The sequence below is a fragment of the Noviherbaspirillum pedocola genome (assembly GCF_016632335.1).
GTDB lineage: Bacteria > Pseudomonadota > Gammaproteobacteria > Burkholderiales > Burkholderiaceae_D > Noviherbaspirillum_A > Noviherbaspirillum_A pedocola.
Genome location: NZ_JAEPBG010000003.1, coordinates 124462 through 150671, shown reverse-complemented (window position 1 = coordinate 150671; position 26210 = coordinate 124462). Strand labels below are relative to the sequence as shown.

At 63.2% G+C, this 26210-nt stretch carries 31 protein-coding genes; 9 read left to right on the top strand and 22 right to left on the bottom strand.

Features of this window, described 5'->3' with window-relative positions; all coding sequences use genetic code 11:
- Nucleotides 1-22: 22 nt before the first annotated feature.
- On the top strand, nt 23-874 hold the full coding sequence (locus tag JJB74_RS09095) for an MOSC domain-containing protein (protein ID WP_200591535.1): 852 nt from the start codon (nt 23-25) through the stop codon (nt 872-874).
- A gap of 21 nt (nt 875-895) precedes the next feature.
- Here JJB74_RS09095 and JJB74_RS09090 read toward each other — a convergent pair whose 3' ends face one another.
- The 5 genes from JJB74_RS09090 to JJB74_RS09070 form a co-directional block, all read right to left on the bottom strand.
- Nucleotides 896-1156: a YfhL family 4Fe-4S dicluster ferredoxin gene (locus JJB74_RS09090; protein WP_200591534.1), complete on the bottom strand. Its 261-nt coding sequence runs from the start codon at nt 1154-1156 to the stop codon at nt 896-898.
- A gap of 18 nt (nt 1157-1174) precedes the next feature.
- A complete protein-coding gene (gene coaD, locus JJB74_RS09085) occupies nt 1175-1663 on the bottom strand; it encodes a pantetheine-phosphate adenylyltransferase (protein ID WP_200591533.1) in 489 nt (162 codons plus the stop codon).
- Between the two features lie 87 nt (nt 1664-1750).
- Nucleotides 1751-2389, bottom strand: coding sequence for a 16S rRNA (guanine(966)-N(2))-methyltransferase RsmD (gene rsmD / locus JJB74_RS09080; RefSeq protein ID WP_200591532.1), 639 nt, complete (start codon nt 2387-2389; stop codon nt 1751-1753).
- On the bottom strand, nt 2386-3735 hold the full coding sequence (locus JJB74_RS09075; protein ID WP_407672299.1) for a M16 family metallopeptidase: 1350 nt from the start codon (nt 3733-3735) through the stop codon (nt 2386-2388). The genes rsmD and JJB74_RS09075 overlap by 4 nt, the downstream gene beginning before the upstream one ends.
- Before the next feature lie 12 nt (nt 3736-3747).
- Nucleotides 3748-5127, bottom strand: coding sequence for a M16 family metallopeptidase (locus JJB74_RS09070; RefSeq protein ID WP_200591531.1), 1380 nt, complete (start codon nt 5125-5127; stop codon nt 3748-3750).
- Between the two features lie 133 nt (nt 5128-5260).
- Between JJB74_RS09070 and ftsY the strand changes: the two genes are divergently transcribed.
- The 4 genes from ftsY to rpoH all read left to right on the top strand — a co-directional run bounded on the left by ftsY (nt 5261) and on the right by rpoH (nt 9321).
- Nucleotides 5261-6400 (top strand): signal recognition particle-docking protein FtsY, encoded by a 1140-nt coding sequence (gene ftsY / locus JJB74_RS09065; protein WP_200591896.1) that lies wholly within the window; start codon nt 5261-5263, stop codon nt 6398-6400.
- 24 nt (nt 6401-6424) lie between these two features.
- Nucleotides 6425-7111 carry a cell division ATP-binding protein FtsE gene (locus tag JJB74_RS09060; RefSeq protein WP_200591895.1) on the top strand — a complete coding sequence of 229 codons (687 nt, stop codon included), beginning with the start codon at nt 6425-6427 and terminating at the stop codon, nt 7109-7111.
- Nucleotides 7108-8034 carry a permease-like cell division protein FtsX gene (gene ftsX, locus JJB74_RS09055; protein ID WP_200591530.1) on the top strand — a complete coding sequence of 309 codons (927 nt, stop codon included), beginning with the start codon at nt 7108-7110 and terminating at the stop codon, nt 8032-8034. The genes JJB74_RS09060 and ftsX overlap by 4 nt, the downstream gene beginning before the upstream one ends.
- 387 nt (nt 8035-8421) lie before the next feature.
- A complete protein-coding gene (gene rpoH, locus JJB74_RS09050) occupies nt 8422-9321 on the top strand; it encodes an RNA polymerase sigma factor RpoH (protein WP_200591529.1) in 900 nt (299 codons plus the stop codon).
- Between the two features lie 81 nt (nt 9322-9402).
- Here rpoH and JJB74_RS09045 read toward each other — a convergent pair whose 3' ends face one another.
- From JJB74_RS09045 to JJB74_RS09025, 5 genes are read right to left on the bottom strand one after another with little or no spacing between them, the layout of a single operon-like run.
- On the bottom strand, nt 9403-10017 hold the full coding sequence (locus tag JJB74_RS09045) for an SCO family protein (protein ID WP_200591528.1): 615 nt from the start codon (nt 10015-10017) through the stop codon (nt 9403-9405).
- 7 nt (nt 10018-10024) lie between these two features.
- Complete coding sequence (cyoE, locus tag JJB74_RS09040; RefSeq protein ID WP_200591527.1) at nt 10025-10909, bottom strand: heme o synthase; 885 nt, start codon at nt 10907-10909, stop codon at nt 10025-10027.
- A 31-nt stretch (nt 10910-10940) separates the two neighbouring features.
- Nucleotides 10941-12065, bottom strand: a complete 1125-nt coding sequence (locus tag JJB74_RS09035) for a COX15/CtaA family protein (protein ID WP_200591526.1) — start codon at nt 12063-12065, stop codon at nt 10941-10943.
- A gap of 4 nt (nt 12066-12069) precedes the next feature.
- Nucleotides 12070-12675 carry an SCO family protein gene (locus JJB74_RS09030; RefSeq protein WP_200591525.1) on the bottom strand — a complete coding sequence of 202 codons (606 nt, stop codon included), beginning with the start codon at nt 12673-12675 and terminating at the stop codon, nt 12070-12072.
- Complete coding sequence (locus tag JJB74_RS09025; protein WP_200591524.1) at nt 12632-13366, bottom strand: SURF1 family protein; 735 nt, start codon at nt 13364-13366, stop codon at nt 12632-12634. The genes JJB74_RS09030 and JJB74_RS09025 overlap by 44 nt, the downstream gene beginning before the upstream one ends.
- Before the next feature lie 63 nt (nt 13367-13429).
- Here JJB74_RS09025 and JJB74_RS09020 point away from each other — a divergent pair, with 63 nt between their 5' ends.
- Nucleotides 13430-13636, top strand: coding sequence for a twin transmembrane helix small protein (locus tag JJB74_RS09020; protein ID WP_200591523.1), 207 nt, complete (start codon nt 13430-13432; stop codon nt 13634-13636).
- 121 nt (nt 13637-13757) lie between these two features.
- Here the strand turns inward: JJB74_RS09020 and JJB74_RS09015 are convergent, their stop codons facing one another.
- The 8 genes from JJB74_RS09015 to JJB74_RS08980 all read right to left on the bottom strand — a co-directional run bounded on the left by JJB74_RS09015 (nt 13758) and on the right by JJB74_RS08980 (nt 19994).
- Complete coding sequence (locus JJB74_RS09015) at nt 13758-14618, bottom strand: cytochrome c oxidase subunit 3 (protein ID WP_200591522.1); 861 nt, start codon at nt 14616-14618, stop codon at nt 13758-13760.
- A 29-nt stretch (nt 14619-14647) separates the two neighbouring features.
- Nucleotides 14648-14875 carry a DUF2970 domain-containing protein gene (locus JJB74_RS09010; protein WP_200591521.1) on the bottom strand — a complete coding sequence of 76 codons (228 nt, stop codon included), beginning with the start codon at nt 14873-14875 and terminating at the stop codon, nt 14648-14650.
- Nucleotides 14875-15435 (bottom strand): cytochrome c oxidase assembly protein, encoded by a 561-nt coding sequence (locus tag JJB74_RS09005; RefSeq protein ID WP_200591520.1) that lies wholly within the window; start codon nt 15433-15435, stop codon nt 14875-14877. The genes JJB74_RS09010 and JJB74_RS09005 overlap by 1 nt, the downstream gene beginning before the upstream one ends.
- A 29-nt stretch (nt 15436-15464) precedes the next feature.
- Nucleotides 15465-15605, bottom strand: coding sequence for a cytochrome oxidase small assembly protein (locus JJB74_RS09000; protein WP_200591921.1), 141 nt, complete (start codon nt 15603-15605; stop codon nt 15465-15467).
- A gap of 11 nt (nt 15606-15616) precedes the next feature.
- Nucleotides 15617-17212 carry a cytochrome c oxidase subunit I gene (ctaD, locus tag JJB74_RS08995; RefSeq protein ID WP_200591519.1) on the bottom strand — a complete coding sequence of 532 codons (1596 nt, stop codon included), beginning with the start codon at nt 17210-17212 and terminating at the stop codon, nt 15617-15619.
- A 21-nt stretch (nt 17213-17233) separates the two neighbouring features.
- Nucleotides 17234-18394: a cytochrome c oxidase subunit II gene (coxB, locus tag JJB74_RS08990; RefSeq protein WP_200591518.1), complete on the bottom strand. Its 1161-nt coding sequence runs from the start codon at nt 18392-18394 to the stop codon at nt 17234-17236.
- 49 nt (nt 18395-18443) lie between these two features.
- A complete protein-coding gene (locus JJB74_RS08985; RefSeq protein ID WP_200591517.1) occupies nt 18444-18893 on the bottom strand; it encodes a DUF2244 domain-containing protein in 450 nt (149 codons plus the stop codon).
- 162 nt (nt 18894-19055) lie between these two features.
- Complete coding sequence (locus JJB74_RS08980) at nt 19056-19994, bottom strand: methyltransferase domain-containing protein (RefSeq protein WP_325170115.1); 939 nt, start codon at nt 19992-19994, stop codon at nt 19056-19058.
- 62 nt (nt 19995-20056) lie between these two features.
- On the opposite strand from JJB74_RS08980, the gene JJB74_RS08975 reads away from it, so the two are divergent.
- From JJB74_RS08975 to JJB74_RS08965, 3 genes are all read left to right on the top strand, one after another.
- On the top strand, nt 20057-20797 hold the full coding sequence (locus JJB74_RS08975) for a ComF family protein (RefSeq protein WP_200591515.1): 741 nt from the start codon (nt 20057-20059) through the stop codon (nt 20795-20797).
- A gap of 37 nt (nt 20798-20834) precedes the next feature.
- The gene (gene trmL, locus JJB74_RS08970) at nt 20835-21305 is read left to right on the top strand and encodes a tRNA (uridine(34)/cytosine(34)/5-carboxymethylaminomethyluridine(34)-2'-O)-methyltransferase TrmL (RefSeq protein ID WP_200591514.1); all 471 of its coding nucleotides are present in this window, start codon (nt 20835-20837) and stop codon (nt 21303-21305) included.
- An 86-nt stretch (nt 21306-21391) separates the two neighbouring features.
- Nucleotides 21392-21856: a copper chaperone PCu(A)C gene (locus JJB74_RS08965; RefSeq protein ID WP_234484072.1), complete on the top strand. Its 465-nt coding sequence runs from the start codon at nt 21392-21394 to the stop codon at nt 21854-21856.
- Between the two features lie 97 nt (nt 21857-21953).
- Here the strand turns inward: JJB74_RS08965 and JJB74_RS08960 are convergent, their stop codons facing one another.
- The 4 genes from JJB74_RS08960 to thiS form a co-directional block, all read right to left on the bottom strand.
- Nucleotides 21954-24221: a UvrD-helicase domain-containing protein gene (locus JJB74_RS08960; RefSeq protein ID WP_200591513.1), complete on the bottom strand. Its 2268-nt coding sequence runs from the start codon at nt 24219-24221 to the stop codon at nt 21954-21956.
- A gap of 243 nt (nt 24222-24464) precedes the next feature.
- Nucleotides 24465-25088 (bottom strand): thiamine phosphate synthase, encoded by a 624-nt coding sequence (gene thiE / locus JJB74_RS08955; protein WP_200591512.1) that lies wholly within the window; start codon nt 25086-25088, stop codon nt 24465-24467.
- A 10-nt stretch (nt 25089-25098) separates the two neighbouring features.
- The gene (locus JJB74_RS08950; protein ID WP_200591511.1) at nt 25099-25887 is read right to left on the bottom strand and encodes a thiazole synthase; all 789 of its coding nucleotides are present in this window, start codon (nt 25885-25887) and stop codon (nt 25099-25101) included.
- A 120-nt stretch (nt 25888-26007) separates the two neighbouring features.
- The gene (gene thiS / locus JJB74_RS08945) at nt 26008-26208 is read right to left on the bottom strand and encodes a sulfur carrier protein ThiS (protein ID WP_200591510.1); all 201 of its coding nucleotides are present in this window, start codon (nt 26206-26208) and stop codon (nt 26008-26010) included.
- Between the last annotated feature and the right edge of the window lie 2 nt (nt 26209-26210).

The following is a 26210-nucleotide window of genomic DNA, read 5'->3' as shown; positions in this document are numbered from 1 at the left end:
CTTCTCGCCCCTTCGTGTCCGCATGCCCATCCTTTCCGAACTGCACCTCTATCCGATCAAGTCCTGTGCCGGCATTGCCCTGCGTGAAGCCACAACCACCGAAGCGGGCCTGATGCATGCCGGCGTAGGCGACCGGCTGTGGATGCTGGTCGATGAGCGTGGCCATTTTCTGACCCAGCGCGAGCATCCGCGCATGGCCCTGATTACGCCGAGCATCGTTACAGGAGCGCTCCGGGTTGATGCGCCAGAGATGGCACCGCTGTTCATCGCGCTTGATGCACACCTGGAAAGGGGAGCCGCGCAGCCGGAGGTCGTGGTGTGGCGCGACCGCTTGCCCGCGCTGGATTGCGGCGAAGACATCGCCGCCTGGTTCTCGCGCTTTCTTGGCGCGCGCTGCCGCCTGGTGCGATTTCATCCGCATGCGCGGCGCCTGGTGAATCGCGAGCGCAGCGGCGGCAGGGAAATCGGCACCCTGTTTGCCGACGGCTATCCGATGCTCGTGATATCGCAGGCAGCGCTTGATGAATTGAACGTGCGGCTCGGCGCCATCGGCCGCGAGCCCTTGCCGATGAACCGTTTTCGGCCAAACCTGGTAATCGATGGCGTGGAAGCCCATGAGGAAGATCATGCGGCGCTGCTCGATTTCGGCGCGGTGCGCATTAAGCCGGTCAAGCCCTGCCCGCGCTGCCCGATTCCATCGATCGATCAGCTCACCGGCGTCAAAGGCCCGGACCCGCTCGATGTGCTGCGCGGTTACCGTGAAGGCATAGGCGGCATCAATGGCATCGCTTTCGGCATGAATGCGATTCTCGAAGAGGGCAACGGGGAAGTTCTGCGCGTCGGGCAGGAACTGAGTCTCGAACTGGACTTCTGAAGGACGAAAAGCGCGCTGCGTTCAGGCGGCGCGCTTCTGCTCCTGCAGGCGCTCGTACTTCGCCTGCAATTGCTCGCGCGACTCGCGCCACGCCGGATCGAAGGGTATGCATTCGACCGGGCACAGCGTCACGCATTGCGGCTCATCGAAATGGCCGACGCATTCCGTGCAGCGATGCGGATCGATGCGGTAGAAGTCTGCGCCCATCGAGATGGCGTCATTCGGGCAAGCCGGCTCGCAGACGTCGCAGTTGATGCATTCGTCGGTAATCAGCAGTGCCATGCAAGGTTTTCCTTCCCGCTACTGTTGCGGAGCAGCGATCTTCTGCTTCAGCCATTTCTCGACTGAAGGAAACACGAACTTGGAAACATCCCCGCCCAGCACGGCGATTTCGCGCACGATGGTGCCGGAGATGAATTGATATTGGTCCGACGGCGTGAGGAACATCGTCTCCACGTCGGGCAGCAGGTAGCGGTTCATGCCCGCCATCTGGAATTCATATTCGAAATCGGAAACCGCGCGCAGGCCGCGCACGATGACACGGGCATCATGCGCCCGCACGAAATCCTTGAGCAGTCCGGCAAAGCTTTCCACCTGAACATTCGGATAATGGCCCAGCACTTCGCGCGCGATTTCGAGGCGCTCGTCCAGCGAAAAGAAAGGCCGCTTGGCCTTGCTGTCGGCGACGCCGACAACCAGCCGATCAAAGAGGCCCGATGCGCGACGCACCAGGTCTTCGTGGCCGCGGGTCAGCGGATCAAATGTTCCCGGATAAATGGCTGTGACCATGAACTGCTCCCAAATTTAGAACGCGCATTATGCCTGAATTAAAGCGCGATCAAGCCCCAGGCCCTTGCTCCCTCTGCCTGATCGGCGTCATTCGCTTCGATCGAGCAGATGGTAGTGCACCATGCCTGCGCGATCCGCGCGCACTGCGCGCCATCCGTGCATCCATTCGGGTGCCGCATCGCCATGGAGCGGCACCTCGGATTCCGCGTACACCATGCCGTGCTGCGTGAGCAGGCGCGCGCATAGCGGCAGCATACGCTGCAGCCATTGCTGATGATAGGGAGGATCGAGAAAGATCACATCGAAACGCCGGCCCTCGCGCACCAGTGCCTCGGCGGCGGCGAGCGCATCGGCGCGCCGCACCTGCACATTCTGCGCATCGAGTTTCATGCGCGTGGCCTCGAGCAGGCGCGCCGCGCCGGCATGATCCTCGACCATCAGCACTGCCTGCGCGCCACGACTGGCCGCTTCGAATCCGAGGCCGCCGCTGCCGGCGAACAGATCGAGGCACTGCACGCGGCTCCAGTCGCGCTCCAGCAAATGATCGAGCCAGTTGAACACCGTCTCGCGCACCCGGTCCGGCGTCGGACGCAAGCCTGCCACATCGGGCACCGGCAAGGGCGTGCGCTTCCACTGGCCGCCGATGATGCGCACTTGCCGCGGCGCCGATTTTGGCGTCGATCGTGGCGCCGGCTTTGCTGAACTTCCTGCCGTCGTTCTTCTCATGGCTGCGGCAGGCCCACGACCACGGTGGCAAGCGCGCCGGCATCGAGCTTGCGGCGGAATGCGGCGCGGATGTCGGCAATGCTCACCGCCTTCACCCGGTCGGTCCAGGTGTCGAGATAATCCAGCGGCAGCCGATAAAAGCCGATCACGGCGATGTTGTCGAGGATCTTGCGGTTGCTGTCGATGCGCAGCGGGAAGCCGCCAATCAGGTTGTCCTTGGCGGCAGCCACTTCGGCTTCGGTGGGGCCATCGCGCAGAAAGGCGTCCAGCGTGTTGCGCACTACCTTCAGCGCTTCCCCGGTCTGTTCCTTCTTGGTCTGCAGGCCGATGGTGAACGGCCCGGGCTGCGCCAGCGGATTGAAATAGCTGTACACGCTGTAGGCCAGGCCGCGCTTCTCGCGCACTTCATGCGTGAGCCGCGACACGAAGCCGCCGCCGCCCAGCACATAGTTGCCCACGGTGAGCGGGAAGAAATCCGGATCGCCGCGCTGCAGCGCCGGCGCGCCGATGCGCACATGCGATTGCGTAGCCGGATGCGGTATCCATTGCTCGGCCTGATGCGGCGCCGGTGTGGCGGGCAGCTCGGGCAGCGGCTGGCCTTGCGGCAGGCGCGCGGTCAGCTCGCGGGCGATCGCATCGGCCTGCTCGCGCGACACATCGCCGATCATGGCCACCACCGCATGGTTGGCCACATAGTGCTTCGCATGGAAGGCGACCAGGTCGTCGCGGGTAATCGCGCCGAGCGACTCCACGGTTTCTTCCTGCCCGTACGGATGGTCGCCATACGCAGCCTTCGAGAAGGCGCGCGCGGCGATCACCTCTGGCTTGGTCAAGTCTTCACGCAGCGAGGCGATCGCACGCGAGCGATCGCGCTCCAGCAAGGCTTGCGGAAACGCGGGCTGGGCCAGCAGCCGGGCGAGCAATTGCACGCCGCGGTCGCGCACCTTCGGATCGGCAAGAATGCGCAGCGACATGCCGGCGCGGTCGCCGCCGCCACCGCCGCCGCGCTGCGCGGCAATGTCGGCGAAGGTTTCGGAAATCTGCGCCTCGCTCAAGGCCGGCTCGTCGCGGCCTGCGGCATCACGTCCAGGGGCAATGCCGCGCGCAAGCATCGCATTGGTCATGCCGGACACGCCGGTCTTGCCGGCCGGATCGCGACGCGAGCCAGCGTCGAATTCCACGCTCATGTCCAGCACCGGCAGCGCATGGTTTTCGACGAAGTAGACGCGGGCGCCATTGTCCAGCGTCCAGTTCTGGATGCGCAGCGCTGCATGGGCGCTGGCGCAGGCGAGCGTGAGAAGGAGGAAAAGCAGGCGCATGGGCAGCGCGTAACGGAAATGTCGCATGGCGGTTCGGGCTCAGTGACGCATGCCGGCTGGCAGCGGGGTCGCGGTCTTCGGGGTCTTGTCGGAAAGCGGCAGCGGATCGAGGGTGCCGACGGTCAGATGGTCGTCATCGAAGTATTTCGCGGCAACGGCCTGCACCTGTTCCGGCGTGACCTGGCCGATTCTTTCAATGACGCGGTCGATGTTCTGCTGGCCAACGCCGGTCATCTCCATCACGCCGATCTCCATCGCCTGACCAAAGATCGAGTCGCGCTTGTAGATCTGTCCGGCGATGACCTGGTTCTTGACGCGCTCGAGTTCTTCCTTCGTTACGCCTTCCTTCGCGATGCGCTGCACTTCGGCGCGCAACAGGGTTTCGAGCTGCGCGGTCGTGGTGCCGGCGGCCGGCGTGCCGTCGAGCACGAACAGCACCGGGCCGCGCGCTTCGCTCGAATAGCTGGCGCCGACCGAAATCGCGACCCGGTCGGTGCGCACCAGCTTTGCCGGCAGGCGCGCATTGTCATAACCGTCGAGGACTGCTTCCAGCACTTCGAGCGCGTAGACGTCGTTGTCCTTCTCGACATCGGTCAGGCGCGGCGCCTTGAATGCCAGCGCGACATACGGGTTCTCCGCCGGCGCCTTCACCGTGACCCGCCGCGCACCCTGCTGCGGTGGCTCGATCTCGGCTTTCTCCAGGGGCAGTGCCTTGCGTGGGATGCGGCCGAAATACTTTTCCGCCAGCGCATGAACCCGCTCGGCATCGACGTCCCCGGTGACCACCATGGTCGCATTGTTGGGGCCGTACCATTTTTTATACCAATCCTGCGCATCCTGCACCGTCATGTTCTGCAGGTCATTCATCCAGCCGACGATGGGATGGTGATACGGATGGGCAAAGAAGGCGGTGGCGTTCAGGGCTTCGTACAGCTTCGCAGTCGGCTGGTCGTCGGTGCGCAGGCGGCGCTCTTCCATCACTACACGGATCTCGCGCGAAAATTCATCGGCGTCGAAGACCAGGTTGGCCATGCGATCGGCTTCGAGTTTCATCACCGCCTCCAGGCGCGATTTCTCGATCTGCTGGAAGTAGGCGGTGTAATCCTTGTTGGTGAAGGCATTCTCGCGGCCGCCAAGCGCGGCCACGCGAGCGCTGAATTCGCCGGGCTTCAGCGTCTTGGTGCCCTTGAACATCATGTGCTCCAGCACATGGGCAACGCCGGTGGTGCGGTTGACTTCGTCCATCGAGCCGACGCGGTACCAGACCATGTGCACCGCCGTCGGCGCGCGGTGATCTTCCTTGACGATGACCTTCATGCCGTTCTTCAGCATGAATTCCTTCGCCGCTTCGGCGCCGGATGCCAGCGTGGAAACCGCCAGCAGGCAGGCCGCGACGATAGTCGCTATCCGTATTTTCATGTGCACGCTCTGCTAGAATTGTGGGTCCATTTTTCCGCTCAGGCTTTCTGGCGCTGCGGAAACGAGCCACCGATTGTATCCGCTTGCAGCCGCCATCGCTCCAGGCGTCACCACCGCGAACGAACCCGACCCGATGTTTAGTTTTTTCAAGCGCAAGCCCAAAGACACGCCTGTCACGCCCACTCCGGCCGAGGAAGCTGCCACTGACACTGCCACTACGGCGCCCGCGCCTCTTGCGCCCAAACCTGTCGATACCGGCACCGTCAGAACCCCGGACATTCCCGCAGCCGTGGCGGCGCCGCCGCAGGTCGAAGACACCGCGGATACGGAGATTACCGAGGCAGACATCGTCGCCGTCGAAACGCCCGCGGAAACGAAGTCCTCCTGGATGGCGCGCCTGAAGGCTGGCCTGTCGAAGACTTCAACGAATCTGACCACGCTGTTTGTCGGCGCGCGCATCGACGAGGAATTGTACGAGGAGCTGGAAACCGCGCTGCTGATGGCGGACGCCGGGGTCGAGGCCACGCAATTCCTGTTGAACAGCCTGAAGCGCCGCGTGAAGGAACAGCGACTGACCGATGCGGCGCAGGTGAAGACGGCGCTGCGCAGCTTGCTCACTGAATTGCTCACGCCGCTGCAGAAGCCGCTGGTGCTGGGCCGCGAGCAGCCGCTGGTGCTGATGATCGCGGGCGTCAACGGCGCCGGCAAGACCACCACGATCGGCAAGCTCGCCAAGCATATGCAGGCGCACGGGCAATCGGTGCTGCTGGCCGCCGGCGACACCTTCCGCGCCGCTGCGCGCGAGCAGCTTACGGTCTGGGGCGAGCGCAACAACGTCACCGTGATCGCGCAGCAGTCGGGCGATCCGGCCGCGGTCGCCTTCGATGCGGTCAATTCCGCGCGCGCCAGGAAGACCGACGTGGTCATGGTCGACACCGCCGGCCGCCTGCCGACGCAACTGCACCTGATGGATGAGCTGAAGAAGATCAAGCGCGTGACTGCCAAGGCGATGGCTTCCGCGCCGCATGAAGTGCTGCTGGTCATCGACGGCAACACCGGCCAGAACGCCTTGACGCAGGTACAGGCCTTCGACGATGCGCTCGGCCTGACCGGCCTGGTCGTGACCAAGCTCGACGGCACCGCCAAGGGCGGCGTGCTGGCGGCGATCGCCAAGGTGCGACCGGTGCCGGTCTACTTCATCGGCATCGGCGAAAAGATCGAGGATCTGCAGCCGTTCAATGCCGAAGATTTCGTCGATGCCTTGCTGAGCTGAACGCGGGAAATATCAGCAATGGCAATGATCGAGTTTCACAACGTCTCCAAACGTTATGCCGGCGCCGCGCCGGCGCTGGTGGATGTGTCACTGGCGATTTCCAGCGGCGAACTGGCGTTTCTCGCCGGCCCTTCCGGGGCCGGCAAGTCGACGCTGTTGAAGATGATCGCGGCGATCGAGCGACCGAGTTCGGGCACGGTGCTGTTGAACGGCCAGGATGTCGGCGCGATCAAGCAGCGCGGCCTGCCCTATCTGCGGCGCAAGCTCGGCCTGATCCTGCAGGAACAGCGGCTGCTGATGGACCGCAATGTGCTGGCCAACGTGATGCTGCCGCTGATGGTGGCCGGCGCCGCGCCCGCCGAGGCCGACCGTCGCGCCCGTGCGGCGCTGGCCCGGGTTGGCTTGCCGGATCGCGCGGGCAGCATGCCGGTGTCGCTGTCCGGCGGCGAGCAGCAGCGGGTCGCCATTGCGCGCGCGATCGTGCACCGGCCGCAGGTGATCCTGGCTGACGAGCCAACCGCGAATCTGGACCGCGACAGCGCCGACCTGGTGCTGGGGCTGCTGCAGGACTTCAACCGCGCTGGCGTGACCTGCGTCATTTCCACTCACGACGAGCATTTCCTGCAGCATGCAAGCCGGGTGATTTACCTGTCCCATGGCCGGGCCAGCGAAGGCTGGCAGCGCCGGCCGGTGGCGGAGGATGCGGCATGAAGAGCTGGTTACGGCATCACCGTTACGCGCTCGGCGACGCGCTGTCGCGCGTGGCGCATTCCTTCGGCAGCTTTGCATTCAATGTGCTGGTCGTGGCGATTGCCCTGGCACTGCCCTTCGGCGGTCTGACCTTGCTGGAAAATGTGCGGCCGGTGTCGAGCCAGCTCGCGGTTGAACCGGAGATCAGTATTTTCCTGGCCATGGATTTGCCGCGCGAGCGGGCGCAGGCGCTGGCGCCGGAGATCCGGCAAGTGTTCGAGCGCAACCGCAGCGGCGCGACGCTGGAATTCCTGCCGCGTGAAGAGGCACTGCGCACGCTGCGCGACCGCAGCGGCCTTTCCGACGCGCTGACCACGCTGGGCACCAATCCGCTGCCGGATGGATATATCGCCAAGCTGTCCGGCTTCCAGAATGCGCGCGATGCCGGACGTGTCGACGAGATCGCGGTGCAGTTGAAGGCATTGCCCGGCGTGGACTATGTGCAGGTGGATTCGGCCTGGGTCAAGCGCCTGGCTGCGCTGCTGAATGTGTTGCGACTGGCGCTGCTGTTCCTTGCGGTCACGCTCGGCCTGGTGGTGGTGGCGGTGGTGTTCAATACCGTCCGGCTGCAGGTGTTGACGCAGCGCGAGGAAATCGAAGTGGAACGTCTGGTCGGCGCCACCGACGGCTTCATCTGCCGCCCGTTTTATTACAGCGGCGCGCTGCTGGGCCTGGCCGCCGGTGCGCTGGCACTGACCGCGGTCGCGCTGGGCCTTGGTCCGCTGAATGCTGCAATTACTGAATTCGCCCGGCTTTATGCGTCCGAATTTCGGCTAGCGCCCCTGGGCGCGTTGCCGAGCGGGCTGCTTCTGGCTATCAGTGCGGCGCTCGGCTTGTGCGGGGCAATGCTCTCCGTTCGACGACACCTCGGCAGAATTCATTAGAGGCTACGGAAGAGCGGTAAAAAAGGCCAATCGGTGGAACAAAATCGATTGGCCTGTGTCTGAGCAGGACCCCTCGATTTTCACCGCGATACATTGTGATCGTTCTCCAGAAATTCCCATTCTTTTCACATTGATCATTGATCGGTGTTCATCGCATTGATCGAATCGTGATCGTCGTAGAAGCGTCGCGGCGCCGGCCAAACTTTGGCGGCGTCCGACGTTCTAAATATTCAATAAGTATTTATCCATTTTCGTAGTTTGATAGAGTACGCCTAAGGGTTCGGTAAAGATCGCTCATTAGCACTCTCGATACGCGGGTGCTAATATATGCCGTCAAAGCGTTGCTCTACATCATCAGACACTATGTCTAGGAAGCAAGGAGAAAGCATGGAAGCATCGACTGCATCAGATGCATTGGTTGCACGAGGTCAGAATGCGCTGGCCCTCGGTTTCTCTGGCAATCTGGGCAACATCGACGCCTATATTTCCGCGGTAAACCGGCTGCCGATGCTGACGCAGGAAGAAGAGATTTCGCTGGCACGCCGCTGGCGCAGTGATGGTGACCTTGCCGCTGCACAGCGCTTGGTGCTGTCGCATCTTCGGCTGGTGGTATCGATTGCGCGCGGCTACCTCGGCTACGGCCTGCCGCATGCTGACCTGATCCAGGAAGGCAACATTGGCTTGATGAAGGCGGTCAAGCGCTTCGATCCGGACCAGGGCGTGCGCCTTGTGTCCTATGCGATGCACTGGATCAAGGCCGAGATGCATGAGTACATTCTGAAGAACTGGCGACTGGTGAAGCTGGCTACGACCAAGGCGCAACGCAAGCTGTTCTTCAATCTGCGCAGCCATAAGGAAGGCCTGGATTCGATGAGTCCGGCACAGGTGAAGGAATTGGCTGAAAAGCTGAATGTGAAGCCTGAAGAAGTCGTCGAAATGGAGACTCGTCTGTCCGGCCGCGATATCGCGCTGGAATCGCCGGGCGATGATGACGACGACCGCTTCGCGCCTATCGATTATCTGTCGACTGACGCCGCCGAGCCGACCCGGGTGCTGGAAGCCCAGCAGTTCGACCGGCTGCAATCCGAAGGCCTGGCCAATGCGCTGGACAAGCTCGACCCGCGCTCGCGCCGCATCGTTGAGGCGCGCTGGCTGGCAAACGACAACGGCTCGGGCGCGACGCTGCATGATCTGGCTGATGAATTCGGCGTATCGGCCGAGCGCATCCGGCAGATTGAGTCGGCTGCGCTGAAGAAGATGAAAGGCACGCTCGCCGAATACGTCTGACGCGGCTCGCCTGCAAAGAAAACGCCATGTGCCCTTCGGGGCCATGGCGTTTTTCATGCGCTTGCCGAGGAGGCGCCCCCTTTACGGAGCGGCAAGCAGCAGCTTCAGATCATGCGCAATCGGCTCGGGTCCCTGGCCGTGCCGCACGAACAAGCGCACCCTGCCCTGGGGGTCAAATACGTAGCTGCCCGCAGTATGGTCGAGCGTATAGCTGCCCGGCTCTTTGCCCGGCACTTTCTGATAGAACACCCGGAATTCCTTGGCCACCGCATCGATCTGCTCCTGGCTGCCGGAGAGCCCGAGAAAACGCGGGTCGAAAGCCGGAACATACGCCTTCAGCACCTCGGGCGTGTCGCGCGCCGGGTCCAGCGTGATAAATAACACCTGTACCCGATCGGCCTGTGGCCCCAACTCCTTCATCACGCCGGCCATTTCCGCCATCGTTGTCGGGCATACATCCGGGCAATGGGTATAACCAAAGAACACCACGACTGCCTTGCCGCGGAAGTCGGCAAGCGTGCGTGGCTTGCCGTTCTGGTCGGTCAGCGTGAAATCGCGTGCATAACCCAGCCCAGTGACATCGGTATTGCGGAATTGCGCTTGGGACGATGCTGCGGCCGGCTTGCCGTCACCGGCGCGGTCGGAGCAGCCTGCAAGCACGGCCAGCAGCAGGAGCGCGGGAAGAAGGAATCGCATGAAGGAGTCAGAAGCGCAGGTAGTGATCGACCAGCAATGCCGCGAACAGCAGCGACAGATAGACAATCGAATAGGCAAAGGTCTTGCGCGAGACGACGTCACTGTAATGTCTGTACACCAGCCACGAATAGCGCAGGAAGATGCCACCGAGCACGGCGGCGCAGACGAGGTAGATCAGGCCGCTCATACCGACTGCGAAAGGCAGCACCGTCGTCGCGACCAGCGCGATGGTATACAGCAGCACATGCAACTGGGTGATCTTCATGCCATGCGTAATCGGCAGCATCGGCAGTCCGGACTTTGCATAATCGTCGCGACGGTACAGCGCCAGCGCCCAGAAATGCGGCGGCGTCCAGACGAAGATGATCAGCACCAGGATCCATGCCTGCATCGGCACATCGTTCGCAACCGCCGCCCAGCCCAGCGCCGGCGGCATCGCGCCGGAGAGGCCGCCGATGACGATGTTTTGCGGCGTGGCCGGCTTCAGCACAATGGTGTAAATCACCGCGTAGCCGACGAAGGTGGCGAAGGTCAGCCACATCGTCAGCGGATTGACCAGCGTGTACAGCACCCACATGCCGGCACCGCCGATCACGCCCGAGAACAGCAGCGTCTGCGGCACCGTGATTTCGCCGCGGGCCATCGGCCGGCGCGCGGTGCGCGCCATGCGCGAATCGATTTCACGTTCAACCAGGCAATTCACCGCGAAGGCTGCGCCGGCGAGCAGCCAGATGCCGATCGTGGCAGCCACTACCACATGCCAGTCAGGCAGACTTGGCGAGGCGAGGAACATGCCGATGACGGCGCAGAACACTGCCAGTTGCGTCACCCGAGGCTTGGTCAGCGCCCAGTATTGCGCAATGCGGTTAGGTGTCATCGTGAGCGTCGTCATGCTTGGAATCATCCATGAGGCGGGAACAGGTTCAGGCGGGAAAGGCTTTGCGGGCGGAGGCGCCTGCCGGCAGCTCGGCCGGCGCCAGCGCTCCCAAACGGGCCTTGAAGTTTACCATGACCATCAAAAGTACCAGCAGCGCCGCTCCGCCGTTGTGCATCACCGCCAGCAGCAGCGGCCAGTTCAGGTACACGGTGGCGATGCCGGTGCACAGCTGCAGCGTGATGGCAATCAGCAGCCAACGCCCGGTCTTGCGCAAACCATCGATGCGCAGCGCCCGGTGCGCAAGCCAAACGGTGTAGAAGAAAACGACGAAGGCGAAGCAACGGTGCGTCCAATGAATGGCGGTCAGTGCCGAGAACGGCAGATATTCACCGTCGGCACTCATGCCAAGCTTGCGCCACAGCGTGAAGCCCTGGGCGAAATTCATCTCCGGCACCACTTGTCCATGGCACAGCGGGAAGTCGGTGCAGGCCAGCGTCGCGTAATTGGTGCTGACCCAGCCGCCGAGCGCGATTTGTGTGGCTACCAGCGCCAGGCCGATGCCGGCAGCAAGCCGCAACCGCGCAGCGCCTGCGCCAACCGGATCATGATGACTTTGACGCGCGGCAAGCCACGTCAACAGGGCCAATAGCGTCATGCCCAACAGCAGATGGATGGTCACGATCACCGGCTGCAGCTTCATCGTCACCGTCCACGCGCCGAAGGCGCCCTGCAGGCAGACGAAGCCGAACAAAGCGCTGGCCAGCCAGGGCGACGCATCCCGCGCGCGCCGATCGGAACGCCACCAGCGCAGCCACGCCACCACCATCAGGGAAATGATCAGCACACCCACGCCCATAGCGACATAGCGGTGGATCATCTCGATCCAGGCCTTGACGACAGTCACCGGCCCATGCGGCATCGCGGCTTCGGCCGCAGAAATATGCCCATGCGCCTGCAGCGGGTTCGCGTGGCCATAGCAGCCCGGCCAGTCCGGGCACCCGAGGCCGGAATCGGTAAGCCGGGTGAAGGCGCCGAACATGATCAGGTCGAAAGTCAGGAACAGCGTGACCCAGGCCAGCTTGCGGTTCTTGTTCGCATCTTTCGATGCCCAGACGACGGACAGCGGCAGCAGCGCGGCCAGCAAGCCCATCACGGCGAGTTGTATCAGCATGCTCCTATCCTATGCTCGATGCGCGCAGCAGCTTCGCAATGTCCTTCTTCACCTTGTTCGGATCGGCATCGCGCGGAAATCGCATCATCAGGTTGCCGAGCGGATCGATGATGTACATATGCTCGGCCGGCATGGCGCCCGTTTGCGCCGGCAGCCAGGACTGCACCTTCGCTGCATCGACGCGCAGCATGCGCATGCCGTCGTATTCGCGGATCAGCATGGTGTCGACCGGCTTGTCGTCGGTGATCAGCCATACCCGCTCGATGCGGTCCATTTCCTTGCCCTGCGCGAGACGCAGCTGACGGGTGTAGTAAAGCCGCTTTTGACAAGCCGCATCGCAGTCGCCGCTGCCGACATCGAGCAGTATCCATTTACCGCGGTAATCCTTCAGCGATGCCGGCTTGCCGTCGAGCGTGGTCGCGGCCAGATCCGGAATCGGATAACGGCGTGGATCAAGCAGGTCGCCGTAGTTGTTGCGGCCCTGCGGCTTGATCACGTAATAGCTGAGATAGGAAGCGATTGCCGGTGCTGCGCAGACCAGGATAATGGCCCACAGCTTCCAGCGTTCACGTTTCGGAACCGTCCGGGTTCCGCTTGGGCTTGCTTGCACGTTTGCGTCCTGTGACAAGGAAAAAGATGATCGCGGTGGCAGCCAGTGCATACCACTGGAAGGCATAGGCGCGGTGCCTGTCGCCACCCATGTCCTGCGCCATGCTCCAGTCGCGCGCCAGGCCATCGCTGCTTGCGCCGGTCTGATCGATGACAAGCGGCTCGGTCGGAAGTCCGCTTGCGCGGGCGAATTCCTCGGGCTCGATATTCTGCACGATAGCGCCCGGCGTTACCGTGGCCGCACGGCCGAGCTGCAGCAGATGGCTGGCATGCAGGCGCGCGATGCCTTCGATCTCGACCGTGCCCGAAGGCGTATCGATCCGCGGCAGGCGGGTCCTGTCCGCCGGATCACGCGCCACCCACCCTCGGTCCACCAGGATATGTCGGTTGCTTCCGGCAAATTTCAATGGGGTGAGCACTTCAAAGCCGGCGATGCCATGGTGCGGACGGTTGTCGAGATACACCGTCCACTTCGGCTGAAACTCACCGCGCAGGCGGACGCGGCGGAACTCGAATGCTTGCGCATCGCGCACCGGCGCGTCCAGACTGATCGGTTCCGCTGCGGCGCGCGTGGCGATGCGAGTTGCGATGGCGTCCTTCGCCGCTGCGCGGTGCAGCTGCCACTGCCCGAGCGCGATGCCGATCGCCGCAACCAGCGCCGTGGCGAGAAAAGGCAGCCAGCGGAATCGCATTACAATGTTTTTCCGCAAACCACTGCCGCGTTTGCCACCCCAACAACGGCGCTCTGCCCAGCCATGAAAATCTTCGTCGCCATCGCTTTCATCCTGATCATTGGCAGCCTTGCATCTGCCCTGTTTTTCCTGATGCGCGACAAGGGCGCGAGCAACCGGACGGTACGGGCGCTGGCTTTCCGGGTTGGCTTTTCCATCGCGCTGTTCATCCTGATACTGGTGTTGCATCAGCTTGGATACATCACGCCGACCGGGATCGGTTTTCGTTGATCTCCGCAAAGGAAACGTAGGGTGGGCGCAGCCCACGCGCTCATCGTTATGCGATCAGACGCGTGGGCTGCGCCCACCCTACGAGAATCTTGCGCCAAGGGTTGCTGCTACTCGCCCCGCCTTACAGCCAGTACACCACCACATACAGGCCCAGCCACACGACGTCGACGAAGTGCCAGTACCAGGCCGCGCCTTCAAAGGCGAAGTGATGTTCGGGGGTGAAATGCCCCTTCATCACCCGGTATAGCACCACCGACAGCATGATCGCGCCCAGGGTCACGTGAAAGCCGTGGAAACCAGTCAGCATGAAGAAGGTCGAGCCGAAGATGCCGGAAGACAGCTTCAGGTTCAGCTCATGGTAGGCATGGTAATACTCGTAGCCCTGGAAGCACAGGAAGACGGCGCCGAGCAGAATGGTGCAGAACAGCCAGAACGCCGTCTTGGCACGATGGCCGGCGCGCAGCGCATGGTGGGCGATGGTGATGGTCACGCCGGAGGTCAGCAGCAGCGCGGTATTGATCGTCGGGATCGGGAACGGCCCCATCGTGCGGAAGCTTTCCACGGTGCCGGCCGGGCCGGCATTGCCCCACTGCCCGGAGAAGTCTGGCCACAGCAGCTTGTGGTCTAGGTCGGCGAGCCAGGGCATCGTGATAGTGCGGGCGTAGAACAGCGCGCCGAAGAAGGCGGCGAAGAACATCACTTCGGAGAAGATGAACCAGCTCATGCTCCAGCGGTAGGACACATCGACGCGCTTGCCGTACAGCCCGCCCTCGGATTCCGAGATCGCGTCGCCGAACCAGCCGTACAGCACGACCAGCACGCACAGCACGCCGAACAGGTTCACATACGGCCCCCACGCGGTGCCGTTGACCCAGCCCGATGCGCCGATCATGGTGATGAGCAGCGACATACCGGCCAGGATCGGCCAGCGCGACGGACCGGGCACGAAGTAATACGGCACCTTGCCTTGTTGAACACTCATTTCCCTCTCCTTGTGTCTCCGATATCAGTTCAGGCTGACTTCGCCACCACCATCTTCACAATCAAAATCAGTATTGCAACAAAGGCTGCCGCGCCAATCACGCCGGCGATGATCACATGCACCGGGTTCAGATGCGTCGCATCGCTTTCGTAATCGCGCCGCTTGCGCACGCCGAAGAAGGACCAGAACACCGCCTTCATCGTTGCCAGAAAGGACGCAGGCCGATGCGGCGGCCGCGGCTGTTCATGTTCGTCCATCAGCCGGATTTCCCGGAGCCGCCCACCTCGAAGAAGGTATAGGACAGCGTGATCGTCTTCACATCCTTCGGCAGCGACTTGTCGACATAGAACACCACCGGCATCTGCTTGGCTTCATGCGGCTTCAGGGTCTGCTGCTGGAAGCAGAAACACTCGAGCTTCTTGAAATGGCTGCCTGCCTGTTGCGGCGCATAGCTCGGTATTGCCTGCGCGCTCACGGTGCGATCCTGGGTATTGACCACCTCGTAAGTCACCTGCGCCATCTCGCCCGGATGCACCTGCATGCTCGCCACCACCGGCCGGAAGCGCCACGGCCCCTGCGCATTTGCGTCGAATTCAACCGTGATCGTGCGGCTGCGGTCGATCTGGGTATTGTCCACCGGCGCGACCGACGCATCCTTCTGCGTCAGCTGATTGATGCCGGTCAGCTCGCAGATCTGCCGGTAGACCGGGATCAGCGCATAACCGAAACCAAACATCAGCACGGCCACCACGACCAGCTTGGCGAGCACCTGGGCATTGAGCTTGCGGTTGCGATGTTGTTCGCCGCGACGTGTCATTTCGGCCAAACCTTCAGCTAATCAGCTATTCAGCTAAACCAGATGCGCTTGACAAAGACCGCGACGAAGAAGCCGGCTGCGATCAGTGCCAGGATCAGCGCGGTCCTGACATTCTGGGACTTCTTGTTCTCGGACATGCTTGTCTGTGCCGGCGGGCCTAGGCCCGCCATGCTCCTTTTCATCACTTGACCAGTGGCGGCTCTTCAAAGGTATGGAAGGGCGCCGGGCTGGGCACGGTCCATTCCAGGCCTTCCGCGCCTTCCCACGGCTTGGCCGGCGCAGCGGCGCCGCCGCGTATCGTCGGCAGCACCACGAAGAACAGGAAGTAGACCTGCGACAGGCCGAAGCCGAAGGCGCCGATGGTCGAGATCATGTTGAAGTCGGTGAACTGGGCCGGATAGTCGGCATAGCGGCGCGGCATGCCGGCCAGGCCGAGGAAGTGCATCGGGAAGAAGGCGACGTTGAACCAGATCAGCGAATTCCAGAAGTGGAACTTGCCGCGCCACTCGCTGTACATGTGGCCGGTCCACTTCGGACCCCAGTAATAGAAGCCGGCGAACAAGGCGAACAGCGAGCCGGCAACCAGCACGTAGTGGAAGTGCGCAACCACGTAATAGGTATCCTGCATCTGGATGTCGATCGGGGTCACGGCCAGGATCAGGCCGGTGAAGCCGCCCATCGTGAACACGAAGATGAAGCCGACGGCCCACAGCATCGGCGTCTCGAAGGTCATCGAACCGCGCCACATCGTCGCCACCCAGTTGAACACCTTCACGCCGGTCGGCACCGCGATGAGCATCGTCGCGTACATGAAGAACAGCTGCGCCGTCACCGGCATGCCGGTGGTGAACATGTGATGCGCCCAGACGATGAAGGACAGGATCGCGATCGATGCGGTCGCGTACACCATCGATGCATAGCCGAACAGCGGCTTGCGCGCGAAGGCAGGCACGATCTGCGAGATGATGCCAAAGGCCGGCAGGATCATGATGTAGACCTCGGGATGGCCGAAGAACCAGAAGATGTGCTGGTACATCACCGGGTCGCCGCCGCCGGCGGCATTGAAGAACGAGGTGCCGAAGTGACGGTCGGTCAGGGTCATCGTGATCGCGCCAGCCAGCACCGGCATCACGGCGATGAGCAGGTAGGCGGTGATGAGCCAGGTCCAGCAGAACATCGGCATCTTCATCAGCGTCATGCCCGGCGCGCGCATGTTCAGGATGGTGACGATAATGTTGATCGAGCCCATGATCGACGACGCGCCCATGATGTGCATCGCGAAGATCGCCATGTCCATGCCCGGGCCCATCTGCGTGGACAGCGGCGCATACAGCGTCCAGCCGGCGGCGGTGGCGCCGCCCGGCGCGAGGAAGGAACCGGCCAGCAGCAGCGCCGCCGGCGGCAGCAGCCAGAACGAGAAGTTGTTCATGCGCGCGAATGCCATGTCGGAAGCGCCGATCTGCAGCGGAATCATCCAGTTGGCGAAGCCGACGAAGGCCGGCATGATCGCGCCGAACACCATCACGAGGCCATGCATCGTGGTCAGCTGGTTGAAGAATTCGGGACGGAACAGTTGCAGGCCGGGCTGGAACAGTTCACTGCGGATCATCAGCGCCAGCACGCCGCCCGAGAGCAGCATGATGAACGAGAACCACAGGTACAGCGTACCGATGTCCTTGTGGTTGGTGGCGAACAGCCAGCGGCGCCAGCCATGCGGATGGTCATGCGCGTGGTCGTGGCCATGCTCATGCGTGTGATCAGCGACTACGGTGCTCATCTCGTCTCTCCCAGGAATCGGTTACTTGCGCGCAGCCAGGACTTCAGCCGGCTGGACTATGTTTTCGGAAGCCTTGTTCGACCAGCTGTTGCGGGTGTAGGTGATGGCCGCGGCGATATCGGTATCGGACAGCACCGCCTTCCATGCCGGCATCGCATTGCGCCCGTTCAGCAGGATGTGAATCTGGTCCGCCTTCGGTCCATTGACGACCTTGGAACCGTCCAGCGCCGGGAAGGCACCCGGCACGCCCTTGCCTGTCGGCTGGTGGCAGGCTGCGCAATTGGCCGCGTACACCTTCTCGCCGCGGGTCTTCAGCTCATCGATGGTCCAGGTCTTGTTCGGATCGTCGGCCATGGCGGCCATCGCCTTCTTCTTGTCGTCGACCCACTTGCGGTAGTCGCCTTCCGACAGCACGTTGACCACGATGGGCATGAATGCATGATCCTTGCCGCACAGTTCATAGCAATTGCCGCGGTACACGCCGACCTTCTCGGCGCGGAACCAGGTGTCACGCACGAAGCCGGGAATCGCATCCTGCTTCACCGCGAAGGCGGGCACGCCCCAGGAGTGGATCACGTCGTTGGCGGTGGTAATGATGCGCACCTTCTTGTTGACCGGCACGACCAGCGGATTATCAACTTCGATCAGGTAGTTGTCGTTCTTGACCTTGGTGGGATCGACGGTCTGCTCGCGCGGCGTGGACAGGTTGGACAGGAAGGAAATGCCCTCGCCCTCGCCCTTCAGGTAGTCGTAGCCCCATTTCCATTGCATGCCGGTGGCCTTGATGGTGAGGTCGGCGCCCGAGGTGTCTTTCATGGCAACCACGGTGCGGGTCGCCGGCAGCGCCATGAGCACGATGATGATGAAGGGGATGATGGTCCAGCCGATTTCGACAGCGGTGCTTTCATGGAAGCTCGCGGCCTGGTGGCCGACCGATTTGCGATGCTTGATGATCGAATACAGCATCACGCCGAAGACGCCGACGAAGATGACGAAGCAGATGCCGATCATCCAGTTGTGCAGGGTAAATACCTCGGCGGCAATTGCCGTGACCGGCGGCTGGAAGCCCATTTCCCGCACCGCTGGCCCGCCCGGACTGTCCACCACCGCCAAGGCCGGCATCATCGCCGCCATGAAAACCGCACCGAGCATCGACCTTAGAAGGCGCTTCGCATGTTTCATGTTTTCCCCAAAATGCCTTTTTAAGAATTCTGTGCTTCCCGGCGACTGCCTACACCGGGCGCGTTTCCCGCAGTGCGCGACCGAGTTCAAGTGCGAACTCGCGCCGCTTCCATGCTGCGAGATGTCTCCCCACCTCGACCCGAATGCCGTGTGCTTCGACGGCGATCAGGTCGTTGCTCGACTCGGGTGTTGCCACGCGGGCATGCCGCGAGTCGAGCATATACTGCCGCGAGCAGTCGGCCAGGACCAGTTCTATCAGGAGCTTGTTTCCGATCAGCGCGATGTATTCGCGATCGGTTGCGTGACGCCCATACTGAAGAAAAGCCAGCCCGACAGCTGTGAGTTCCAGAATTGCAAAGCCCAGAATGTACCAGGCGCCACGCATGGTGAAGATGAGAGCCACCACCAGCGAAACCGAACACAGGGCTGCATACACCAGGATTAACTGCCGAGGAGTTATCGAGCAATTGCGTCTCAGGGTCCATTCCCGATTGGCCATGCGCTTCACCTGATCAGCATTACCGATGGCGCCGCGCTCTGCGCGCAGCTAGTGTCAAGCCGGCAAAGTATAAAGTCTAAGCTTCGGGAGCATCAAGCAAAATAACGTCCTGGCAATTCTGCTTCGCTTGTGCGTCGTCAAAGGGGGCTGACCGGCCGGTCTCTATTTTTTCGGTCTATCGAAGCGGATGATGCTTTCGCCCGCCGCGGTGGTCTTCGGCACCGGGCGGAATGCATGGCCGTAGACGATTTCGAAAGTCAGCGGCAGCTTGCCGTCCGGCCGGCGTCCGGCGTCGAGCGCGGCACGCAGCCGCGCATGCGCGGCGCGGCCAAGCAGGCCGCGGGATCGGGTCGCCAGCGGATTGCCGCCCCAGGCGCGCACATCGGCAAGCAGGCGATCAGCGTCGGCATAAGTGACCGTGATGGTTTCCATATCCATGACCGGCGTGGCGAAACCGGCGTCGACGAGCATGTCGCCGAAATCATGCATATCGACGAAAGGCAGCGTGTGCGGCGCACCGTCGATGCCCGCCCAGGCTTCGCGCAGCTCGCGGAAGGTGTCCGGTCCGAAGCAGGAAAACATCAGCAGGCCATCGACCCGCAATACCCTGCGCCATTCCTGGAATACCTGGTGCGGCTGCGGATGCCAGTGCAACGCAAGATTGGACCAGATCAGGTCGGCGCTGACGGCAGCCAGCGGCAGGTTGGCAAAGTCGCCGCAAACCAAATCGGCATTCACGCCCGGCGCATTTGCCGCGCGCGGCAGAAAGCGCCGCAGCAGCCGGTTCACCGACGACAGCGCCGCATCCTGGCTCGCGCGCGCGGCGCCGAGCATCGCGGCCGATGCATCCAGGCCGAGCAGGCGCGCCTCGCCGAAACGCTGGCGCAGCAGCGGCAGATCGGCGCCTTCGCCGCAGCCGGCATCGAGCACCAGGGCCGGGGCGGTGCGGATCAATTCAAGACGTTCGAACATGCGGCCGGCGACTTCCCGTCGCAGAAAGCCGGACTCGGCCACGCGCGCGGGATCGGAAAACAGACGGCGCACCCGGCGCAAATCAATGGGGGCGCTGGCGCGCTCGGCGGGGCTGGGGGCTTGGGACACGAAACGATGCGGGGCAATGAGATAATCGGCGCAGTTTACACGCTTGCCGGCATCCATGCGCCATGCTTCCAGCTCTCCGACATTGCCTGCGCCATCCGCTTGAGCGGCTGCGCGCCGCCCTGCCCTGCAACTGCGCCCTGTGCGGACGTGGTTGCGGCGCGGCGTTGTGTGCGGACTGCGGCGCGCGCTACCTGCGCACAGCGTCGTGCCGCTGCGAATGCTGTGGCTTGCGCTTGCCGGAATCATCGGCAAGTCCGCTGTGCGGCGCATGCCTGGCGCACCCGCCGGCATTCGATTGCTCGGTCGTCGCAAGCGACTATGCGCCGCCGCTCGACCGCCTGGTGCTTGACCTGAAGTTCGGCGCGCAACTGGCGCTCGCACCCCTGTTTGCCGCGCTGCTGGAAGCGGCCATCATGCGGCGCGACGGCTTGCCGATGCCCGATCTGCTGACCGCCGTGCCGCTAGGCGCGTCGCGATTGGCCGAGCGCGGCTTCAACCAGTCGCTGGAAATCGCGCGTCCGCTCGCGCGCCGTCTCGGCATTCCCTTGGAAAAGCGCCTGCTGGTGCGCAGCCGGGAAACCGTGCCGCAATCGCTGCTGCCGCATCGCGAGCGGCGCGCCAATGTCCGGCGCGCATTCACGCTGAGTCCGGCGGGCATCGCGCTGGTGCGCGGGCGTCATGTCGCCGTGGTCGACGATGTGATGACCACCGGCGAAACTCTGGACGCGGCAGCCGCGGTGCTCAAGCGCTTCGGCGCGGTGCGGGTAACTTGCCTGGCGCTGGCGCGCACGCCGCCGAAATGAGTCCACATCCATCCCTATCCACCCCGGAGAAACCCTCTTGTTTCATGTCGTTCTGGTCGAACCCGAAATCCCGCCGAACACGGGCAACATCATTCGCCTGTGCGCCAACACCGGCGCGCAATTGCATCTGATAGAGCCGCTCGGCTTTCCGCTGGACGATGCAAAGATGCGCCGCGCCGGCCTCGATTACCACGAGTATGCGCAGATGCGCGTGCATCCGAACTGGGATGCCTATGTCGCCGCGGAGCGGCCTGATCCGACTCGCATGTTCGCGATGACCACGCACGGCTCCACACCCTTCGCCTCGCTCGCCTTCGAGCCCGGTGATGTGTTCGTGTTCGGCTCGGAGACACGCGGCCTGGCGCCGGCCCTGCGCGATTCCTTCCCGGCGGAGCAGCGCATCCGCCTGCCGATGCGCCCCGGGAATCGCAGCATCAATCTGTCCAACACCGTTGCGGTGGTGGTGTATGAAGCGTGGCGCCAGCACGGCTATGCGGGCGGCGCCTGAAGCGACGAAGCGACGAGCTGGCCAGGCGTCTTTGCGATGTTGCGCCTGGCCTATAATTGCCGCGCCTTTCAAGCCAACAAGAGACCATGATGAAACTGCCCGCCCTGCTTGCCCTTGCCTCAGCCCTTGTCCTTTCCTCCATCGCTGGCGCCGCGAGCGCGCAGGACATCGAACTCGGCAAGCTGAAAATCAGCGCAGCGCATGCACGGCCGACCGTGCCGATGCAACCCGCGGGCGGCGCGTATGTGACGATAGAAAATCGCGGCGACAATCCGGACACGCTGATCTCGGCCAGCTCGCCGGTGGCCGCGTCGACACAGATTCATACAATGCGCATGGAAGACAACGTGATGCGCATGCGTGAAGTCGGCAAGCTGGAGCTGCCGCCGCATGCGCGGGTGACGATGAAGCCGGGCGACGGCTATCACCTGATGCTGGTGGGTTTGCGCCAGCCGCTGAAGTCGGGCGAACGCTTTCCCCTGACGCTGATCTTCGAGAATGCCGGCCGCACGGAAGTGATGGTGAGCGTGGACGAGGCGCCGGGCAGATAGAAGGTATGGCTTCCGTAGGGTGGGCGCAGCCCACGTTGCCTGATGATCAACCGCACACCGCGTGGGCTACGCCCACCCTACGCCTTTTGCAAAAGCCTTAGGCCACCTTCTCCAGCTTCGCGATCGTCAAGTCCAGCAGCTTCATGCCATTCGGTCCGAAGTTGATGCTTGCGCGCGCATTGCCGCCGCCGCCTTCGATATTGACGATCACGCCTTCGCCGAACTTCTGATGGAGCACCGTCTGCCCGATGCGCCAGCCCAGCTCGGTGCTCGACGCCAATGCCGGCTGTTTTGATGGCGTATCGGCCCAGGCCGCGCGCGGCTGGCTGGCGAACCAGTGATGCTGCACCTTCGGCGACAGCCATTTCAGCGCTTCTTCCGGCAATTCATCGAAGAAGCGCGACTTGATGTTGAAGCGCGTCTGGCCGTGCAGCATGCGCGTCTGCGAGAAGCTCAGATACAGCCGGCGCCGCGCGCGCGTGATCGCCACATACATCAGCCGCCGCGCTTCCTCGACGCCGCCCTCGGCCTTGTCGCTGTTCTCGTGCGGGAACAGGCCTTCCTCCAGGCCGGTGATGAACACCGCATCGAATTCCAGGCCCTTGGCCGCATGCACCGTCATCAGTTGCATCGCATCCTGCCCGGCCTGCGCCTGGTTGTCGCCGGCTTCCAGCGACGCATGCGACAGAAAGGCCGACAGCGGCGACATCACCAGCGTCAGCGGCGCATCGGCATCGACGATTTCCACGCCGTCGGCATTGACGATGGCTTGCCCCGCGACTGCCTCCGCGCTCGGCCCCTGCAGCGCCGGCGTGCCGCGGCCGAAGCCTTCCTCGGAAATGAACTGGCTTGCCGCCGCGACCAGCTGCTCCAGGTTCTCGACGCGGTCCGCGCCTTCGCGCTCGCTGCGGTAATGCGTGATCAGGCCGCTGTTGTCCAGCATCACCTGCACCATCTCCGGCAGCGACAGCAGCGCGGTCTCGGCGCGCACGTCATCGATCAGCTTGACGAAATTGGTCAGCAGCGTGCCAGGCCGTCCCGGCACATGCGCGACCGCATCATGCAACGAGCAGCGGCGCTGACGCGCCACGTCCTGCAAGCCCTCGAGGCTGCGTGCGCCGATGCCGCGCGCCGGGAAATTCACCACGCGCAGGAAGGCCGAGTCGTTGTGCGGATTGTCGATGAGCTGCAGATAGGCGATCGCATGCTTGATCTCGGCGCGCTCGAAGAAGCGCTGGCCGCCATAGACGCGATACGGAATGCCGGCCGAGAACAGCGCATGCTCGATCACCCGCGATTGCGCATTCGAACGGTACAGCACCGCGATCTCGCTGCGCGAAGCGCCTTCGGCGATCAGGCTCTTCGATTCCTCGATGATCCAGTTTGCTTCCTGCAGGTCGCTGGTGGCTTCATAGACGCGGATCGGCTCGCCATGGCCGGCATCGGTGCGCAGGTTCTTGCCGAGGCGCTTGGCATTGTTGGCGATCAGCGTGTTGGCCGCGTCCAGGATATAGCCGTGCGAGCGGTAGTTCTGCTCGAGCTTGATCAGATTCTGCACGCTGAACTCGCGCTCGAACGCAGCCATGTTGCCGACATTCGCGCCGCGGAACGCATAGATGCTCTGGTCGTCGTCGCCGACGGCGAACACCGCGTTGTCGCGCCCGGCCAGGAGCTTCAGCCAGTTGTACTGCAGGTTGTTGGTGTCCTGAAATTCGTCGACGAGGATATGGCGGAAGCGCTGCTGGTAATGCTCGCGCAGCGGCTGATTGCGCGACAGCAGCTCGTAAGTGCGCAGCAGCAGTTCGGCGAAATCGACCACGCCTTCGCGCTGGCATTGCTGGTCGTAGATGTCGTACAGCTCGACGAAGCGGCGGTTGTATTCGTCATGCGCATCGATGTCCTGCGCGCGCAGGCCGTCATCCTTGGCGCCGTTGATGAAGTACATCAGGTTGCGCGGCGGGTATTTCTCGTCGTCGATGTTCAGCGCCTTGAGCATGCGCTTGATCATCGACAGCTGGTCCTGGGTATCGAGGATCTGGAAGCTCTGCGGCAGCGCGGCGTCGCGGTAATGCGCGCGCAGCAGGCGGTTGCACAGGCCGTGGAAGGTGCCGATCCACATGCCGCGGATGTTCATCGGCAGCATCGCCGAGAGCCGCGACATCATTTCCTTGGCCGCCTTGTTGGTGAAGGTCACCGCCAGCACGCCGGCAGGAGAAATTTGGCCGGTCTGGATCAGCCAGGCGATGCGGGTGGTCAGCACCCGGGTCTTGCCGGAGCCGGCACCGGCGAGGATGAGCGCCGATTGCGACGGCAAGGTTACCGCGGCGAGCTGTTCCGGGTTGAGGTTGTGGAGGAGATTTTGCATCCGGCGATTATAAGCCCGGGTGCGCGGGGTGCCGTAACAATCAGGAGATGCAATTTGGTAACAATCAGGCTATCTGCGCGACGTTGAGCGAACCGACATGGGCAAGGCCGCAAATACCTGCCGCGCGTTTCACGATCAGCGCACCACTTCGCTGCGCCAAGCTTATCGCTCTCCTCCGGCATCGCGTACCAGACGATGCCAAAGGCGTAGCAACAACTGGGCAGCCGCTTGAAAGGAGCCGACTTACGAAGCGAAAAGCGCAGCCAGTTCCCGCGCCGCCGCTTCCGGATCCTCGGTGAAATACACGCTGCTGATCACCGCCACCATGTCCGCACCCTGTGCGACCAGCGTGCCGCAGTTGGCGCAGGTCATGCCGCCGATGACAACGCTGGGCAAGCCGATTTCGCTGCGTGAACGCGCGACGATGTCCGGCGCGGTGGTGACTTCGTATTTCTTTACCCGCGACGGATAGAAGCCGCCGTAAGCGACATAGCTCGCGCCGGCGTCGCGCGCCGAGCGCGCCAGGTCCAGGCTGCCGTAGCAGGAAGCGCCGAGGATGCGGTCGGGACCGATCAGCGCGCGCACCTCGGCCACCGCGGCATCGGTGCCGCCAACATGCACGCCGTCGGCATCGAGTTCCACGCACAGCTCGGGATAGTCGTTGATGATGAAGGGCTTGCCATGGCGACGGCACAACGCGAGCAATGCCGCGGCCTGCTCGCGGCGCAATGCCGCATCCGCGGTCTTGTGCCGGTATTGCAGGATAGTCGCGCCGCCGCGCAGTCCAGCGTCGCTGGCGGCCACGAGCTTGTCGGTGTCATCCCAGTCCGGGGTGACGAGGTACAGGCCTTTCAGTTCGGCTGACATGCTCGCCTCCTCAAACGACGCGGCCGGCCATCGGCGACGACGGCGAGGCCATGAAGCGGCGCGGAATGCGGCCGGCGAGATAGGCTTCGCGACCGGCTTCCACCGCCAGTTTCATTGCACGCGCCATGCGCACCGGGTCCTGGGCGCCGGCGATCGCGGTATTCATCAGCACGCCATCGCAGCCGAGCTCCATCGCGATCGCGGCATCCGAGGCGGTGCCCACGCCGGCATCGACCAGCACCGGCACCTTGGCCTGCTCGATGATCAGCGACAGATTCCATGGATTCAGGATGCCCATGCCGGAGCCGATCAGCGATGCCAGCGGCATCACCGCGCAGCAGCCGATGTCTTCCAGCATGCGCGCCTGTATCGGGTCGTCGCTGCAATAGACCATGACGTCGAAGCCATCCTTCACCAGGCGCTCGGCCGCCTTGAGGGTTTCCGGCATGTTGGGGAACAGGGTCTTTTCGTCGCCGAGCACTTCGAGCTTGACCAGCTTGTGACCGTTCAGCAGTTCACGCGCGAGCTGCAGCGTGTAGACCGCGTCGTCGGCGTTGTAGCAGCCGGCGGTGTTGGGCAGGATCGTGTATTTCGACGGCGGCACCACGTCCAGCAGGCTGGGGGCGTTCGGATCCTGGCCGATGTTCACGCGGCGTATCGCCACGGTGATGATCTCGGCGCCGCTGGCCTCGGTGGCGATGCGGGTCTGTTCCAGGTCCTTGTACTTGCCGCTGCCCACCAGCAAGCGCGAGCCGTAGCTCTTGCCGGCGATGGTCAGGGTTTCTGTGATCGGTTTCATGGGGTCCTTGTTGAATTGGAGCGTGGGCGTAGGTTGGGCTGACGAAGGAAGCCCAACATGCTGGCGGCCCGCAGGCGTTCGATGTTGGGCTTGGCAGCCCAACCTACGAATGGCTACGGACTATCCGCCGCCGATGGCCTTTACGATATCCACCTGATCGCTAGCCTTCAGCAGGCACGCTTCCCACTGCCCGCGCGGCACGACCTGGCGGTTGACTGCAACCGCCAGCGCCTTGCCGGCCAGCTCGAGCGAGCGGACCAGGTCGGCGACGCTGCCGCCCTCGGGCAGCGCGTGCGCCTCGCCGTTGAGCCGGATTTCCATCG

What these genes read in the sequence shown, in the direction of transcription:
- JJB74_RS09095 (WP_200591535.1), top strand. Translation starts at nt 23, where the DNA reads ATGCCCATCCTTTCCGAACTGCACCTCTATCCGATCAAGTCCTGTGCC.
- JJB74_RS09090 (WP_200591534.1), bottom strand. Translation starts at nt 1,156, where the DNA reads ATGGCACTGCTGATTACCGACGAATGCATCAACTGCGACGTCTGCGAG.
- coaD (WP_200591533.1), bottom strand. Translation starts at nt 1,663, where the DNA reads ATGGTCACAGCCATTTATCCGGGAACATTTGATCCGCTGACCCGCGGC.
- rsmD (WP_200591532.1), bottom strand. Translation starts at nt 2,389, where the DNA reads ATGAGAAGAACGACGGCAGGAAGTTCAGCAAAGCCGGCGCCACGATCG.
- JJB74_RS09075 (WP_407672299.1), bottom strand. Translation starts at nt 3,735, where the DNA reads ATGCGACATTTCCGTTACGCGCTGCCCATGCGCCTGCTTTTCCTCCTT.
- JJB74_RS09070 (WP_200591531.1), bottom strand. Translation starts at nt 5,127, where the DNA reads ATGAAAATACGGATAGCGACTATCGTCGCGGCCTGCCTGCTGGCGGTT.
- ftsY (WP_200591896.1), top strand. Translation starts at nt 5,261, where the DNA reads ATGTTTAGTTTTTTCAAGCGCAAGCCCAAAGACACGCCTGTCACGCCC.
- JJB74_RS09060 (WP_200591895.1), top strand. Translation starts at nt 6,425, where the DNA reads ATGATCGAGTTTCACAACGTCTCCAAACGTTATGCCGGCGCCGCGCCG.
- ftsX (WP_200591530.1), top strand. Translation starts at nt 7,108, where the DNA reads ATGAAGAGCTGGTTACGGCATCACCGTTACGCGCTCGGCGACGCGCTG.
- rpoH (WP_200591529.1), top strand. Translation starts at nt 8,422, where the DNA reads ATGGAAGCATCGACTGCATCAGATGCATTGGTTGCACGAGGTCAGAAT.
- JJB74_RS09045 (WP_200591528.1), bottom strand. Translation starts at nt 10,017, where the DNA reads ATGCGATTCCTTCTTCCCGCGCTCCTGCTGCTGGCCGTGCTTGCAGGC.
- cyoE (WP_200591527.1), bottom strand. Translation starts at nt 10,909, where the DNA reads ATGACGACGCTCACGATGACACCTAACCGCATTGCGCAATACTGGGCG.
- JJB74_RS09035 (WP_200591526.1), bottom strand. Translation starts at nt 12,065, where the DNA reads ATGCTGATACAACTCGCCGTGATGGGCTTGCTGGCCGCGCTGCTGCCG.
- JJB74_RS09025 (WP_200591524.1), bottom strand. Translation starts at nt 13,366, where the DNA reads ATGCGATTCCGCTGGCTGCCTTTTCTCGCCACGGCGCTGGTTGCGGCG.
- JJB74_RS09020 (WP_200591523.1), top strand. Translation starts at nt 13,430, where the DNA reads ATGAAAATCTTCGTCGCCATCGCTTTCATCCTGATCATTGGCAGCCTT.
- JJB74_RS09015 (WP_200591522.1), bottom strand. Translation starts at nt 14,618, where the DNA reads ATGAGTGTTCAACAAGGCAAGGTGCCGTATTACTTCGTGCCCGGTCCG.
- JJB74_RS09010 (WP_200591521.1), bottom strand. Translation starts at nt 14,875, where the DNA reads ATGGACGAACATGAACAGCCGCGGCCGCCGCATCGGCCTGCGTCCTTT.
- JJB74_RS09005 (WP_200591520.1), bottom strand. Translation starts at nt 15,435, where the DNA reads ATGACACGTCGCGGCGAACAACATCGCAACCGCAAGCTCAATGCCCAG.
- JJB74_RS09000 (WP_200591921.1), bottom strand. Translation starts at nt 15,605, where the DNA reads ATGGCGGGCCTAGGCCCGCCGGCACAGACAAGCATGTCCGAGAACAAG.
- ctaD (WP_200591519.1), bottom strand. Translation starts at nt 17,212, where the DNA reads ATGAGCACCGTAGTCGCTGATCACACGCATGAGCATGGCCACGACCAC.
- coxB (WP_200591518.1), bottom strand. Translation starts at nt 18,394, where the DNA reads ATGAAACATGCGAAGCGCCTTCTAAGGTCGATGCTCGGTGCGGTTTTC.
- JJB74_RS08985 (WP_200591517.1), bottom strand. Translation starts at nt 18,893, where the DNA reads ATGGCCAATCGGGAATGGACCCTGAGACGCAATTGCTCGATAACTCCT.
- JJB74_RS08975 (WP_200591515.1), top strand. Translation starts at nt 20,057, where the DNA reads ATGCTTCCAGCTCTCCGACATTGCCTGCGCCATCCGCTTGAGCGGCTG.
- JJB74_RS08965 (WP_234484072.1), top strand. Translation starts at nt 21,392, where the DNA reads ATGATGAAACTGCCCGCCCTGCTTGCCCTTGCCTCAGCCCTTGTCCTT.
- JJB74_RS08960 (WP_200591513.1), bottom strand. Translation starts at nt 24,221, where the DNA reads ATGCAAAATCTCCTCCACAACCTCAACCCGGAACAGCTCGCCGCGGTA.
- thiE (WP_200591512.1), bottom strand. Translation starts at nt 25,088, where the DNA reads ATGTCAGCCGAACTGAAAGGCCTGTACCTCGTCACCCCGGACTGGGAT.
- JJB74_RS08950 (WP_200591511.1), bottom strand. Translation starts at nt 25,887, where the DNA reads ATGAAACCGATCACAGAAACCCTGACCATCGCCGGCAAGAGCTACGGC.
- thiS (WP_200591510.1), bottom strand. Translation starts at nt 26,208, where the DNA reads ATGGAAATCCGGCTCAACGGCGAGGCGCACGCGCTGCCCGAGGGCGGC.